9 protein-coding genes are annotated in these 15,780 nt (G+C 41.2%); 8 read left to right on the top strand and 1 reads right to left on the bottom strand.

The genetic code is table 11. From position 1 onward, the window contains the following. Positions 1-62: 62 nt before the first annotated feature. Entirely contained in the window at positions 63-1,343 is a 1,281-nt protein-coding gene (gene gltA / locus AC21OG_RS03400) for a citrate synthase (protein ID WP_486546223.1), read from the bottom strand. 1,547 nt (positions 1,344-2,890) lie between these two features. On the opposite strand from gltA, the gene sdhC reads away from it, so the two are divergent. The 8 genes from sdhC to sucC all read left to right on the top strand — a co-directional run bounded on the left by sdhC (position 2,891) and on the right by sucC (position 15,742). After that, positions 2,891-3,268: a succinate dehydrogenase, cytochrome b556 subunit gene (sdhC, locus tag AC21OG_RS03395; protein ID WP_486546221.1), complete on the top strand. Its 378-nt coding sequence runs from the start codon at positions 2,891-2,893 to the stop codon at positions 3,266-3,268. Continuing rightward, positions 3,268-3,648 carry a succinate dehydrogenase, hydrophobic membrane anchor protein gene (gene sdhD / locus AC21OG_RS03390; protein WP_487377818.1) on the top strand — a complete coding sequence of 127 codons (381 nt, stop codon included), beginning with the start codon at positions 3,268-3,270 and terminating at the stop codon, positions 3,646-3,648. Before sdhC ends, sdhD begins: the two co-directional genes overlap by 1 nt. Positions 3,649-4,001: 353 nt before the next feature. Further along, positions 4,002-5,852, top strand: a complete 1,851-nt coding sequence (gene sdhA, locus AC21OG_RS03385; protein ID WP_486546217.1) for a succinate dehydrogenase flavoprotein subunit — start codon at positions 4,002-4,004, stop codon at positions 5,850-5,852. 197 nt (positions 5,853-6,049) lie between these two features. Further along, complete coding sequence (locus tag AC21OG_RS03380; protein ID WP_486546215.1) at positions 6,050-6,760, top strand: succinate dehydrogenase iron-sulfur subunit; 711 nt, start codon at positions 6,050-6,052, stop codon at positions 6,758-6,760. Positions 6,761-8,354: 1,594 nt separating this feature from the next. Continuing rightward, a complete protein-coding gene (locus AC21OG_RS03375) occupies positions 8,355-11,243 on the top strand; it encodes a 2-oxoglutarate dehydrogenase E1 component (RefSeq protein ID WP_487377819.1) in 2,889 nt (962 codons plus the stop codon). Between the two features lie 113 nt (positions 11,244-11,356). Next, complete coding sequence (odhB, locus tag AC21OG_RS03370; protein WP_487377820.1) at positions 11,357-12,598, top strand: 2-oxoglutarate dehydrogenase complex dihydrolipoyllysine-residue succinyltransferase; 1,242 nt, start codon at positions 11,357-11,359, stop codon at positions 12,596-12,598. 224 nt (positions 12,599-12,822) lie between these two features. Next, on the top strand, positions 12,823-14,274 hold the full coding sequence (gene lpdA, locus AC21OG_RS03365; protein WP_487377821.1) for a dihydrolipoyl dehydrogenase: 1,452 nt from the start codon (positions 12,823-12,825) through the stop codon (positions 14,272-14,274). Between the two features lie 298 nt (positions 14,275-14,572). After that, positions 14,573-15,742, top strand: a complete 1,170-nt coding sequence (gene sucC, locus AC21OG_RS03360) for an ADP-forming succinate--CoA ligase subunit beta (RefSeq protein WP_487377822.1) — start codon at positions 14,573-14,575, stop codon at positions 15,740-15,742. The last annotated feature ends 38 nt before the right edge of the window (positions 15,743-15,780 follow it).

Here is a 15,780-nt window from a genome sequence, read left to right as displayed (position 1 = left end):
CTTTTAACCTAAAACATTTAGCGCCTAATAGATTGACACGTCAGTGCTATAGCGTAAATTGTTTATTTACGGTCTTCAAGCTTAACAAAGTCACGCTTCGTTTCGCCAGTGTATAGCTGACGTGGACGACCAATCTTGAACGGTGCACTGTGCATTTCAAGTAAGTGGCTGATCCAGCCTGAAGTACGAGCTAACGCAAAGATAACAGTAAACATAGACGTTGGGATACCGATTGCTTTTAAGATAATACCAGAGTAGAAGTCAACGTTTGGATACAGATTACGTTTAACAAAGTACTCATCTTCAAGAGCAATTTTCTCAAGCTTCATAGCAAGCTCAAGCTTAGGATCATTGATACCTAGTGCGCCTAATACTTCATCACAAGTCTCTTTCATGACTTTAGCACGTGGATCGAAGTTTTTGTAGACGCGGTGACCGAAGCCCATCAATTTCACTTCTTTACGTTTTACTTTTTCCATGAACTCATCAACGTTTTCTACGCTGCCGATTTCATCAAGCATTTTCAATACCGCTTCGTTAGCACCACCATGTGAAGGGCCCCATAAAGCAACGATACCAGCAGCGATACAGGCGTAAGGATTGGCGCCAGTTGACGCTGTTAAACGAACAGTTGAAGTCGATGCATTTTGCTCATGGTCAGCATGAAGTGTGAAGATCTTGTCCATGGCCTTGGCAATCACAGGATTGACTTTGTAGTCGACATCCGCAGGCGTTGCAAACATCATATATAAGAAGTTTTCCGCATAACTAAAGTCGTTACGAGGGTACATGAATGGTTCGCCCTTGGTGTACTTGTAGCTCATGGCAGCAAGTGTTGGCATTTTTGCGATTAAGCGAATAGCAGTGATATCACGTTGTCTTTCGTCCGTCACATCAAGGTTATCATGATAGAAGGCAGAAAGCGCACCAACCACTCCGACCATCACGGCCATCGGGTGGGCATCTCGGCGGAAGCCTTCAAAAAACTTACGTAATTGCTCATGCACACCGGTATGCGAACGGACTTTTTCATAAAAGTCTGCTTTTTGCTCAGCGTTTGGTAACTCACCGTGCAAGAGAGCGTAGCACACTTCAAGATATTCAGCGTTATCAGCAAGTTGGTCAATAGGATAACCACGATGCAGTAGTTCACCTTTTTCGCCATTAATGTAGGTAATTTTTGACTCAACAGGGGCAGTCACTTTAAAACCTGGATCATACGTCCAATAGCCTGCTTCCTGGAAGGCCGCTACATCGATGACAGAATGCCCCAGTGTACCCTTAATAATGGGTAGTGCGTACTCTTCACCATCTACCTTTAAATATGCAGTATCGTTAGCCATAAAATCCTCTTAATTGTTAGAATAAATAGTCTGCTGTTCGGAATTGATAACTAAAAAGATATCAGAAACGGGTTAGGATTTGTTCCAAAGAAGGGTCCTCACGTTTCCTTTAAAATCTAGCACTAGGCTAAATTAACATAATAATAGCTATCGGGGGATGACATGTTAAATCAATTTCAAATCTTTAAAAGACTAATGGAGTTATAAAATAGAGTCTTATCAATACATTTTAACCGGACGTTTTACATGAACCTTTTGGTTTAAAAAGTTTGAGCTTGAAACAATGTGACTTTCATACCATAGCAATACCATAACGTAGCCACACTCACTCATATACGTGTGGATAAATGTAGCCTGAGTAGCAATAGGTTATCAGTATTCGGTTATCAGCAAAGCCATAAAACGGGCTATATATTACCAGTTAATAACCACTTAATGAATAAAAATGATAAAACATTTATAACGAAATTTTAGTGCAAGCCTCATTTATAACGTAATCAGTCCGTGTTAGTCAATGGAAGTTCACTAGTAAATACGTATAGGATAAGTTAGCGACTATCACTCATTTAGCCAAACAATACACAGACCGTACTATATATTCCTCTAAACTATAGATTCCTCTTAACCATAGACTCCTTTTAAGAGTCTTTACTTAAGAAGCTTTATAACATAAGACTTATTACTACTTACAAGTTACTACTTACAAGCCTCAGTATCATGACTATTGGATTATTTAATCAAAATCAATCAGTTAAGCCAACAAAAAACAATAGTATCATGAGTAATAAACTAACTGATAACTTTTGTCACTTAGGGTTTATTCAGTATTTTATTTGTAATTACTAGCAACAAACTCTATAATTACTCCATTATAGATGCTGGTCGTCCATTTAGTTAACGCTTTTGTTGTTATTGGTTTATCTAGATTTATAATTAGTGTCACTGTTTATTTGATATTAATTATAAATTTCTCAGTAAATATGCCTGTGATAACCCCTGTTAAGTCAATGGTGACTGCCAACACCTTTCAATTATAATTGTCTTCCTTGTCGAGAACGCTGTCTGTCATTTAACAACAGATTTTTTACGGCAGTTAATGTGATTATAGAAGGTTTTTATAATAGATAACTTTTGAGTTCTATTATTATATACCTAACGAAGGTGTCAGCCTTGGCATCGTATCCAAATGCCCTAAATCTATTTGAATATCACTTAATAACACGATTAGCTACTATATATTACGCTTAGCTAATACAAAATTTGTCTATTCAAATAAATTTAGAGTACTGTAAGCTTTACAGTTCGGCTAAAGACAACTTTAGCCAGTTAGCTACTCCTTAACTTATCCGTCTCGTATATGTTTTGAGCGTCAAAACCTAAGAATTGCGATAACAAATTAAGACTGACAATGACTATTATTATAGCCTTTAATAACTCAGTGCTATGACAATGAAGTGAGTTGTTGGTCGTTGATTCAGTTGGGCGCTTAGATAGGGCATTGTGTGCTCAAACGTATCCCGAGTGTCAACCGTAAAAGGACGCCCGCTGTGAAAAGCAATCGACCGATTAATCTACCCCTTAGCCAAGTGATAAGCGTTAACAGCTCACCGACGGCTAGAGCTTCGATTTTGCATCGTATCTCAGGCATTATTCTTTTCTTATTAATCCCGGTGATGTTGTGGCTATTGCAAACGTCTTTACAGTCACCCCATCATTTCTTAGCCGTATTTGACAATATTGTTGTGCGCTTTATTGCCTGGGTATTCGTGGCAGCAACAGCCTATCATTTCGTCATGGGCATTAAGCATTTATTGGCTGATATGGGCTTAAATGAAGAACTGCAATCAGGGAAAAAAGCGTCAATTATTAGCTTTGTTATTGCCGCTATATTGATAGTGCTATCATTTATATGGGTGATGTTCTAATGAAAAATGATTCTGGAATTAAAGGTGCAACTGGCCTAACCGGTTCAGGCACACGCGATTGGGTAATGCAACGTATTAGTGCTGTGGTATTGGCAGTATACGCTGTCGTCATGGTGGGTTTTTTCTTACTCAATGGCGACGTGACTTATGAGCACTGGGTCGGCTTTATTACAAGTTTGCCAATGCGTCTCTTTAGTTTGGTGGCTATTTTGGCACTAGCAGCGCATGCTTGGGTAGGAATGTGGACCGTATTTACTGACTATGTAAAAAGTACTGGACTGCGCCTTGTACTACAAGCTGCGATGATTATTGCAATTTTGGTATATGTATTTTGGGGCATCATGATTTTCTGGAGCCCAGGAGCAATCATTTTTAATTAAGGGTTAATCCAGTCACTGTTTTTTAATTCAGTCCCTTTTATAGTCATTGATGTGATAGCGATTGTTAGTTGTTAGTAAAGTAGTTAATGCTAATGCATCTGAAGTTAAAACATATGATTTAAATGTGACTGATTATTATAGTCAGGGCAGGGTCAGCTTATCGTATATAAGTGACTTTTACACTTTGTCCCGATATTAAAGATTTAGCCCTTACTAATAAAGTGAAGATAACTGCAATTGCGACTTTAGATTTAAGTGAGCCTATCTGGTAATGTGCTGCTTTAACACCCATCAAGGTTATAGCAACCATCGCCAGCTTATATGACGACTAACGTATTCATTAGGAAAACGTAATGGCAACTAGACAAGACAATACAATTAGTAATATCAAAACCCTAAATTACGACTCTGTTATCGTTGGCGGTGGCGGCTCAGGTATGCGTGCGGCTCTGCAATTGGCAGAAAGTGGCATGAAAGTGGCTGTTATTACCAAAGTATTCCCAACCCGTTCACATACGGTTGCCGCTCAGGGCGGTATTGGCGCAAGCTTAGGTAACATGAGTGATGATAACTGGCATTTTCATTTCTATGACACCGTAAAAGGGTCTGACTGGTTAGGCGATCAAGACGCTATTGAATATATGTGCCGTGAAGCACCAAAAGTAGTGTATGAGCTTGAGCACATGGGTATGCCTTTTGATAGAAACCCAGATGGTACTATTTACCAGCGTCCATTCGGCGGTCACACCTCAAACTATGGTGAAAAGGCGGTTCAACGTGCTTGCGCTGCCGCTGACCGTACGGGTCACGCCTTATTGCATACGCTATATCAAAAGAACCTTGAAAAAGGCACTGAGTTTTTCATCGAGTGGATTGCCCTTGATTTAATCAAAGATGAAGATGGTAATATCAACGGTGTGGTTGCCATTGAGCAAGAAACGGGTACTGTGGCTGTCTTCCAAGCTAACCATACTGTTCTAGCCACGGGTGGTGCTGGTCGTATCTTCTCAGCGTCTACCAATGCCTATATCAATACAGGTGATGGTCTTGGTATGGCAGTACGTGCGGGTATTCCATTGCAAGATATGGAGTTCTGGCAGTTCCACCCAACGGGCGTATTTGGAGCGGGTGTTCTACTAACCGAAGGCTGCCGCGGTGAAGGGGCTATCTTACGTAATAAAGACGGTGAAGCCTTTATGGAGCGTTACGCCCCGACCGTTAAAGACTTGGCACCGCGTGACTTAGTATCACGCTCAATGGACCAAGAAATCAAAGAAGGTCGTGGCTGTGGTCCAAATGCCGATCATATCGTGATGGATATGACTCACTTAGGTGTTGATACCATTATGAAGCGATTGCCGTCCGTATTTGAGATTGGCAAAAACTTTGCGAACGTCGATATCACTAAAGAGCCTATTCCTGTTATTCCAACCATTCACTATATGATGGGCGGTATTCCGACCACGATTCATGGTCAAGTTATCGTTCCAGATTTGGAAGGCCCAGTGGATGAGCATGGATTATATACCGAAGGTAAAGTGGTCAAAGGCTTATATGCCATTGGCGAATGTGCCTGTGTCAGTGTCCACGGTGCGAACCGTTTAGGAACTAACTCATTACTTGACTTGGTGGTATTCGGACGCGCTGCCGGCAAACATATTACCGATGACTATAATCACGCCGATCATAACTATAAGCCGATCAATCCACGCGTGTTAGACTATACCGTTGGTCGTTTGAATAAATTACAGCAATCAACGTCAGGCTATAATGCGCAGGATGTAGCTGATGAAATTCGCGCGTTAATGCAAAAACACGCCAGTGTCTTCCGTACGCAAGCGTTAATGGATGAAGGTGTGGAAAAACTATTGGCACTGAAAGAAAAAGTAGACAATATTCATCTCGCAGATAAATCGCAAGTGTTTAATACCGCTCGTATCGAAGCGTTAGAAGTGGCTAATCTTTACGAAGTTGCTAAAGCTACAATGATATCAGCGGCGCACCGTCATGAATGCCGTGGAGCTCATACCGTCCTAGATTATGATCGTCCTGAGGATGATCCAGTCGCACCAAACGGTCGTAACGATGATGAATGGATGAAGCACACACTTTGGTACTCTGAAGGCAATAAGATCATCTATAAGCCTGTTCGTAAAGTGCCGCTTACCGTCGACTACGTAGAGCCTAAAGTACGTGTCTACTAAGTTTTGGTAACCGTGCTTAGCTTAGTACTAAAGGCTGAGCACAGCATGTTAGGCATTAGGTTATCAGTTATAGATAAACACTATTCGTTACACCTGTTTTCTTTGAATTTAACTTTTAAATTAGTAAAGCGGTTGGCAAAAAGCAATCATTCAGAAGGTTTTCACCGAGCCGCTTTACACCGTGTGGAGTTAGCATTATGAGCCGAGGTACTCGCACCATAGAGATATACCGCTACGATCCTGATAAGGACGCAGCCCCGTACATGCAAACATATACGGTTGAGCTTTTAGACTCAGATCGTATGTTACTTGATGTGTTACTACGTTTGAAAAAACAAGATGAAGGGATTACATTCCGTCGGTCATGCCGTGAAGGTATTTGTGGCTCTGACGGTATGAATATTAACGGTAAAAATGGGTTAGCATGTTTGATTAACATGAATACGCTACCTGAGAAAATTACCATTCGTCCGCTACCAGGTTTACCAGTAGTGCGTGACCTAGTGGTCGATATGAACCAGTTTTATGAGCAGTATGAAAAAGTTCATCCGTTCTTAATTAATGATCAGCCTGCGCCACCAACTGAGCGTCTACAATCTCCAGAAGAGCGTGAGAAATTAAACGGTCTGTATGAGTGTATCTTATGTGCGTGTTGTTCAACCAGTTGCCCCTCATTCTGGTGGAACCCTGATAAGTTCTTAGGACCATCTGCGCTATTGCATGCTTATCGTTTCGTTGCCGATAGTCGTGATAGTGATACCCGAGCTCGCTTAGCACGTTTAGATGATCCGTTCAGCTTATTCCGTTGCCGCGGTATTATGAACTGCGTGTCAGTATGTCCTAAAGGATTGAATCCCACTCGCGCCATCGGTCATCTACGTAACTTGCTATTAGAGCAAGCTGGCTAATGCTTTATGACACTCTTTATTAAACGGTCTATTAAACCAGCTGTTTGATAGGCTATAATAATATGGTAATTCGAGAGTTTTACTAGGGCGTGTGGAACATTCGCAAATTAGCACTGCTGATAGCTAAAATCGTTCCAGACTAGGCGCAAACTGACGCTAATGTCTAGACCTTGGCTAGGTTTGTAACAACGTCTGGAGCGATTTTAGTATCAGCCCGAAGGGGCGGGACTCTTTTTTGCCAATATATGGCGAAATTTTCTAACTTAGAATGACTAAGCGTCAAAAATTTCACTGCAAATTGACTAAAAAATAGTCTCCGCCAGTGCCATGGTCGAATGTTCCACACGCCCTAATAGTTTTTGCCCGCTTATTGTATAGTCGAAGCCAGCTAAAAAAGGTACAAGGCAACCGAGTGTAAGTACTACTGTTGTAGGCTAAGCGAGGTTAACACTGTAACTTTTTAGTCTGGCTATGATTATAGGAAATAATAAAACGACTTAAAGGGTATTGCGTGGCAGTGATGTCGTTGTGTTGCTTTACGTGAATACCACAGACCTCTATTTGTTGATAGGGGTCTTTTTTTGTTAAAATTACGCACAATGATAGGTTGAATATTTACTTTTTAAATAGTAGATATTGAGCAAATTAACCTTTAATTAATGGGTTCCATGTTACTCTTTAATTCAGTGTGCAACTGTTATCTGACCGAGTTGATTTTCTGCACTATTAACTGAATCATTTACTGTTTCATTTAATAAGTAATTGTCTATAAGTAATTATCTATAAGTAATTATCTGAATCAACATGTGAATCGATATCTGAATAATTGTCAGAGCGGTTAGTGACATATCTGATAAACTGTATGTCTTATAAACGGAATACAACATTATTGTTTTAAATATTGTGATTTTAAGTCTGTCTTTTTAATTTTTATAACCTTAACCTAATTAATGGTCATGTAACCAATAATAACTATAATATAAAACGTTATCGCTTATGATAATTAAATTAATAACTTGATATTAACGTATATTAATAAACCTATATTAATAAACGTTTATTAATGAATGAGTAAGCGAAAATAGAGTTTTGTTTAAGTTTGAATAGAGATTAATAGGGTATTAAAGGTAATAACTAAACAAAGACCTAAAAAAAGAGCTCACTAATTTAAACATATAATATGATTAAAATAAGACTGGATAAAAAGATAAGATAAAAAGTCTAGATAAAAATATAAATATCGTAAAGTTTAGGTGAAAAGATCAGATTAAAAAGAAGGTTAAGCGTTAGGCTCTCAAATTAAAATAAAATATTATATAGACTGGTATGTTTAATGCATCTTTCTTTCATATAGGCCTTAATTAACCCTCTAAATTCTCTATTCTTAACTCTCTATTCTTAATACTCTATTTGATAAAGTATAAAGTTTCCAATAATCTAATTTTTATAACAGAATGCCTAGTAACTGATTGATAATATAACGAGTTGATAAATAACTAAGTAAATAAGTAACAACCGACAATTCGCAACATATAGCCATAGCATAAACGTATGTACTTTTTTTAAATAACCCAAATGTAAATAAGAATAGACTATGAATACAATGACTAATGAAGCCTTAAAAGCTGATGCAACGGAGCTTGCAGGGGATAATGCAAGCTACATTGAGTCTCTCTATGAGCAGTACTTACAAGATCCTGATAGTGTCGATAGCGAATGGCAAACCTATTTCAAAGATTTTGAAACGGGCAACGACGCATTACATCATGCTATTCAAGACCAATTTCTATTACTTGCCCGCAATCAAACGGCCAACAAAGGTGTGATTGCTGCCTCAAGCTCAGCTCAGTCTAACAATACGGGTGATACCACCTGTGTTGATCCTCGTCAAATGAGTGTACAGAAGTTAATATCTGCATACCGTCGTCGTGGTCATCGTCGTGCTAATCTTGACCCATTAAGTCTTAAGCCACGAGCAGAGGTTGAAGATTTGTCGTTAGAATTCAACGGGCTGTCAGAAGCAGATTTAGACACAGTATTTCCAACCAGTGATTTTAACATTGGTAAGTCAGAAGCGACGCTTCGTGAAATTATTGAGATCCTAAACCGCGTCTATTGTAGTCACATAGGCATTGAGTACATGCATGTTACGACCAGTACTGAAAAGCGCTGGTTTGAAAAGTATATGGAAACTAACCTGGGCTATATCAAATTTGATAATGAAAAGAAAAAGTCGATACTTGAGCGATTGACTGCCGCTGAAGGCTTGGAGAAATATTTAGCCCGTAAATACACCGGTGTGAAGCGCTTTGGTCTAGAAGGCGGTGAAAGCTTTATCCCTGCGGTTCACGAAATTATTCAAAGTGCTGGTGGCTATGGGACCAAAGAGATTGTGATTGGTATGGCTCACCGTGGACGTCTGAATCTATTGGTTAATATATTGGGTAAAAACCCAGCAGATCTGTTTGATGAGTTTGATGGTAAAGTTATTCCACAAAAAGGGTCAGGCGACGTTAAATATCACAATGGTTATTCCTCAAATGTGATGACACCAGGTGGTGAAACGCATTTAGCCTTAGCGTTCAACCCGTCGCATCTTGAAATTGTATCGCCTGTATTAGAAGGCTCAGTACGTGCCCGTCAAGTTCGTCGTAACGATACCGATGGTAACTTAGTGCTACCGTTAGTTGTGCATGGTGATGCCGCCTTTGCCGCACAGGGCGTAGTACAAGAAACTTTCCAAATGTCACAAACGCGTGCTTATACTACTGGGGGTACGGTTCATATTGTCATCAATAACCAAGTAGGCTTTACCACCAGTCGCCAAGAAGATGCGCGCTCGACTGAATACTGTACTGATATTGCTAAAATGGTGCATGCGCCAATCTTACATGTCAATGGTGATGATCCTGAAGCCGTGGTGTTTGCCGCTAAGATGGCGCTTGATTATCGCCATGAGTTTCATAAAGATATCGTTATTGACTTATTCTGCTATCGCCGCAATGGTCATAATGAAGCAGACGAACCTTCAGCTACTCAGCCATTGATGTATTCGGTTATCAAAAAGCTACCAACCACACGCACCCAGTATGTGAAGCAACTGGTAGAAGAGGGTGTGATTAAAGAGGGTGAAGACAAGCAACTTGAAGATGAATACCGCGAGTCGCTTGATAAAGGTGAATATGTTGCTAATTCATTGGTTAAAGATCCTAATGAAGAGTTATTTGTAGACTGGAAGCCCTATTTAGGTCACGATTTAGAAGATGACTGGGACACCAGTGTCGATATCGAAAAACTAAAAGCATATGGACGCCGTATGGCTGAGATGCCAGAAGGCTTTAAGTTACAGCGTCAGGTGCAAAAAGTTGTTGAGCAGCGTTTGGCGATGCAAACCGGTGAAGAGCCACTAAACTGGGGTGCAGCCGAGACCTTGGCTTATGCGTCATTGGTTGATGAAGACTTTTTAGTGCGTATTACTGGTGAAGATGTGGGCCGTGGTACGTTTTCGCACCGTCATGCTGAAATCTTTAACACTGCAAATGGTGAGATGTACGTGCCACTCGCACATCTTAATGACACCCAAGCTCGTTTTGCCACCTATAACTCATTATTGTCTGAAGAAGCAGTATTAGCATTTGAGTATGGGTATGCAACCACGGTGCCTCAAGCATTGATCATTTGGGAAGCGCAATTTGGCGACTTTGTCAACGGTGCACAAGTGGTGATTGATCAGTTTATTTCAAGCGGTGAAACCAAATGGCAACGTGTTTGCGGTTTAACCATGTTATTGCCACATGGTTTTGAAGGTCAAGGTCCAGAGCATTCTTCTGCACGTCTTGAGCGCTTCTTACAATTATGTGCTGAAGACAATATGCAGGTGATTACGCCAACGACGCCAGCACAGATATTCCATGCGTTACGTCGTCAAGCGGTTCGTCCTATCCGTAAGCCATTAGTGGTGATGTCACCGAAGAGCTTGTTGCGTCATAAGCTGGCTGTTTCCAATTTAGAAGAGCTTGCGAACGGTAAATTTGAGACTGTATTGCCAGAGTTTGATCAATTAGATAATGACAAAGTAACTCGTCTGGTCATGTGTGGTGGTAAAGTCTACTATGACTTACTACAACAGCGCCGCGAGCTTGGCTTAGATCATGTGGCCATTATCAGGGTAGAACAGCTATATCCATTACCCGAGAAGAGAATGGTAGAAGAGGTTCAAAAGTATGCCAATCTAGAACAGATCGTGTGGTGTCAAGAAGAGCCATTAAACCAAGGGGCTTGGTACTACTTAGCACCACATATGTTCCGTATTTTTGGACCACAAGATAATGATCAGCCGCGTGTCACAAAAGCTAAGGTAGCAGATCCAGTCGCACGTCCTGCCTCTGCAGCTCCCGCCACAGGATTGCCTTCAATCCATGCGCGTCAACAACAAGAGTTGGTAGCTGGTGGGCTTGGCGTCAATGTTGATGATTTAAAATAAATTAAAAAAGGTCTAAACGGTTTTTAGTTTAGACCTTTGATATTATCCAACATAATCAAAATACGTATTACTCATCTATTAAAAACATTATATTTATAACAGGAGCAGTTCCCATGGCAGATATCAAAGCGCCCGTATTCCCAGAGTCAGTTGCTGACGGTACTATCGTAGAGTGGCATGTTAGTGAAGGTGATCAAGTCAATCGAGATGATATTTTAGCTGAAATTGAAACAGATAAAGTAGTCCTTGAAGTGGTTGCTCCTGACGATGGTGTGGTGACTAAGATTGTCAAGCAAGTTGATGATACTGTGTTATCGGATGAGCTAATTGGCGAGTTTGAAGCAGGCGCAACCGGCTCTACGTCAAGCGATGACAGCTCAGATGATAAAGAAGAGTCTAGCGATGCTGTTGAAGAAAAAGAAGCATCAGACGGTGGCGAGCCTAAGCAAGCACCTAAAGATTCTGCAGATGATCATAAAGATCAAAGCCCAGCCGTGCGTAAAGCTGCGAAAGAATCTGGTGTTGATCCTAAGCAAGTCGAAGGCAGTGGTCGTGGTGGTCGTGTCACCAAACAAGATATGGCAAATCCAACGCTTAAAACGGACAACTCAATTAAGTCTGACAGTGGCCGCCCAGTAGCCGAGTCTGTCGGTGAGCGTACTGAGAAACGTGTTGCGATGACTCGCCTACGTAAAACAGTGGCTAACCGCTTGTTATCAGCGACTCAAGAAACTGCTATGTTGACCACGTTCAACGAAGTGAACATGAAGCCATTAATGGATCTACGTGCTAAATACAAAGACGAGTTTGAAAAACGTCATGGCACTCGTCTAGGCTTTATGTCTATGTTCGTTAAAGCCGCGACAGAAGCGCTTAAACGTTTCCCAGCGGTGAATGCTTCTATCGATGGTGATGATATCGTTTATCATGGCTACTATGATGTGGGTGTGGCGGTATCTTCTGACCGTGGTCTTGTGGTCCCAGTCCTACGTGACACTGATCGTATGAGCATGGCCGATATCGAAGGCGGTATCCGTGAGTTTGCGGGTAAAGCACGCGACGGTAAGCTGTCTTTACAAGAGATGACGGGTGGCACATTTACCATTACTAATGGCGGTGTATTTGGCTCATTAATGTCAACACCTATCTTGAATCCACCTCAAACGGCTATTTTAGGTATGCACGCTATTAATGATCGTCCGATGGCAGTTAATGGTCAGGTCGAAATCTTACCAATGATGTATTTGGCGCTGTCTTATGATCACCGTATGATTGATGGTAAAGACGCGGTTCAGTTCTTAGTCACTATTAAAGAGCTTGTCGAAGATCCAGCAAAACTATTATTAGACCTATAAAGCACACAGGCTTGTATCGGAGTCAATCTGGTACAAGCTTTTTCGTTATGATGTGATTAAATGATCAGTTAATAAATGAAATGATCAATTTTTAGTAAACAGTAATGATGAATCACTGTCCAATTACTATCTTAGTGCGACAGTCATATCAGACTTGATGTTTAAAAAGACAACCCTATAAATAAAAACGTTAAGAATTATTTAATGAAAAGACGGGATAAACTATGAAAGACAATTATGATTTAATCGTTATCGGTGGCGGACCAGGTGGCTATGAAGCGGCTATCCGTGCAGGTCAGTTAGGTATGAGTGTGGCGTGTATTGAAAAGCGTGTTTACAAAGGGGAGCCAGCTTTAGGCGGTACCTGTTTGAACGTCGGTTGTATCCCGTCAAAAGCCTTATTGGATTCCTCACATCGCTTTGAGGCCACCCAACATGAGCTTCAAGATCATGGTATTTCTACTGGCGATGTTAAAATTGATGTGCCAAAAATGATTGAGCGCAAGGAAAGCATTGTTAAGCAGCTAACAGGCGGTGTTGCCATGTTGTTAAAAGGCAATGGCGTAGAGTGGCTGCAAGGCTGGGGGACACTATTAGACGGTAAAGGCGATGACAAAAAAGTTAAATTTACCGCCCTTGAAGACGAATCAGAAACCACCATTACCGCCAAAAATGTGATTTTGGCAGCGGGTTCTGTACCTATCGAAATTCCAGTTGCCAAAGTTGATGATGAGTACATTGTTGACTCAACAGGTGCTTTAGACTTCACGGAAGTCCCTAAGCGTTTAGGTGTCATCGGTGCCGGCGTGATCGGTCTTGAGCTAGGTTCAGTATGGCGCCGCTTAGGTTCAGAAGTCGTCATCTATGAAGCCATGCCAGAGTTTTTAGCAGTAGCGGACAAAGACATTGCTAAAGAAGCGGGCAAACTGCTTAAAAAGCAAGGCTTAGACATCCGTGTCGATACCAAAGTTACCAATGCTGAAGTTAAAGACGGACAAGTCGTAGTGACTAGTGAAAAAGGCGATGAATCTGCTGAAGAATCTTTCGATAAGCTTATCGTCTGTGTGGGACGCCGTGCCTATTCTGAAAAGCTATTGGGTGAAGACAGCGGTATCAAGCTGACCGAACGTGGTCTTGTCGAAGTCAATGATCAGTGTCAGACCAACCTTGATGGTGTCTATGCCATTGGTGATTTAGTGCGTGGTCCAATGCTTGCTCACAAAGCAATGGAAGAGGGCATGATGGCTGTTGAGCGCATTCATGGTGAAAAAGCTCAAGTCAACTATGACACCATTATCAATGTGATCTACACCCATCCTGAAATAGCGTGGGTCGGTTTGACAGAGCAACAAGCCGTTGAGCAAGGTTATGAAGTCAAAACAGGTTCATTTAACTTAGCAGCCAATGGCCGTGCGTTGGCGCAAGGCGAAGGACAAGGGTCTATTAAAGTTGTGGCAGATGCGAAGACGGATCGTCTATTAGGTATGCATGCCCTAGCGGCAGGCGCAGGTGATATCGTGCATCAAGGTATGATTGCGATGGAGTTTGTGTCTAGCGTTGAAGATTTACAATTGATGACATTTGCGCACCCAACGATTAGTGAAGCGGTACATGAAGCGGCGTTGTCTGCTGATGGTCGTGCAATCCATGCGATTCAGCGTAAAAAACGTAAATAGATTAATGTGCGGTCGTTGACATATACCGTTCACAATGACCGTCACTTAAACATTTAATAAATGTGACACCGTATATAACGATCATTATTACTAAAAAACAGTTATGGGCTTGATGACTAACAGATTGAGTTTGATTCAGTTTTATAAGAGTCAATCGGTATGACATCAAAGTCTATCACTAATTATGTGGTTGGCATGATATAACTCTAGGTAACGTTATTAAAATAACCACAGCGTTTGCCCAGATTATTGAACGTCAACTTTAATGAGTTAACGATAAAAACGAAAGGATAACTTTATGAATTTACATGAGTATCAAGCAAAACTATTATTAGAGAGCTACGGACTGCCAATCCAAAAAGGTATCATTGCTTACAGTGGCGATGAAGCAGCGCAAGCCTTTGATAAGACGCCTACCGACGTTGCCGTGATCAAAGCACAGGTTCATGCTGGTGGTCGTGGTAAAGCAGGTGGTGTTAAGCTTGCTAAAACCCGTGAAGAAGCCAAAGAGATTGCTGATTCACTTATTGGCACTAACTTAGTGACTTATCAAACAGATGCGGAAGGTCAACCGGTCAACTTCGTGTTAGTTGCTGAAGACATGTACCCTGTACAAACTGAATTATATCTTGGTGCTGTCGTCGATCGCTCAACCCGCCGTGTTACCTTCATGGCTTCAACTGAAGGCGGTGTTGAAATTGAGAAAGTTGCGGAAGAAACCCCAGAGAAAATCTTCAAAGTTACTGTTGATCCACTTGTCGGTTTAATGCCTTATCAAGCGCGTGAAGTGGCGTTTAAGTTAGGATTAGAAGGCAAGCAAATTAACCAGTTTGTCAAACTAATGACGGGTGCTTATCAAGCGTTTATCGACAATGATTTTGCGATGATCGAGATTAACCCATTAGCGGTTCGTGAAAATGGCGAGTTGGCCTGTGTCGATGGCAAAATTGGTATCGATTCAAACGCATTATTCCGTCAGCCAAAAATTGCTGAATTGCATGACCCGTCACAAGAAAATGAGCGTGAGCTAAAAGCCGCTGAATTTGATCTAAACTATGTGGCTCTTGAAGGGAATATCGGCTGTATGGTCAATGGTGCAGGTCTTGCGATGGCAACCATGGACATCATCAAATTGTATGGCGGTAAACCTGCTAACTTCTTGGACGTTGGTGGTGGTGCAACCAAAGATCGCGTGGTTGAAGCGTTTAAGATCATCTTAGAAGACAGCAGTGTTCAAGGTGTGTTGATTAACATCTTTGGCGGTATCGTACGTTGTGACATGATCGCTGAAGCCATCATTGCTGCGGTTAAAGAAGTGAATGTGACCGTACCTGTAGTGGTTCGCTTAGAAGGTAACAATGCTGAATTAGGCGCTAAATTGTTAGATGAATCAGACGTTAAGATTATTTCTGCGCAAGGCTTATCTGACGCTGCCCAAAAAATTGTTGACGCCGTAAAAAACGCATAATGAATAAAATTACCAAATAAGTAACCCTAATTAGGAGT

The organism is Psychrobacter sp. CX5 (genome assembly GCF_057621535.2).
Note: the sequence above shows the minus strand (reverse complement) of the source record. Positions and strands in the feature narration are given on the sequence as shown.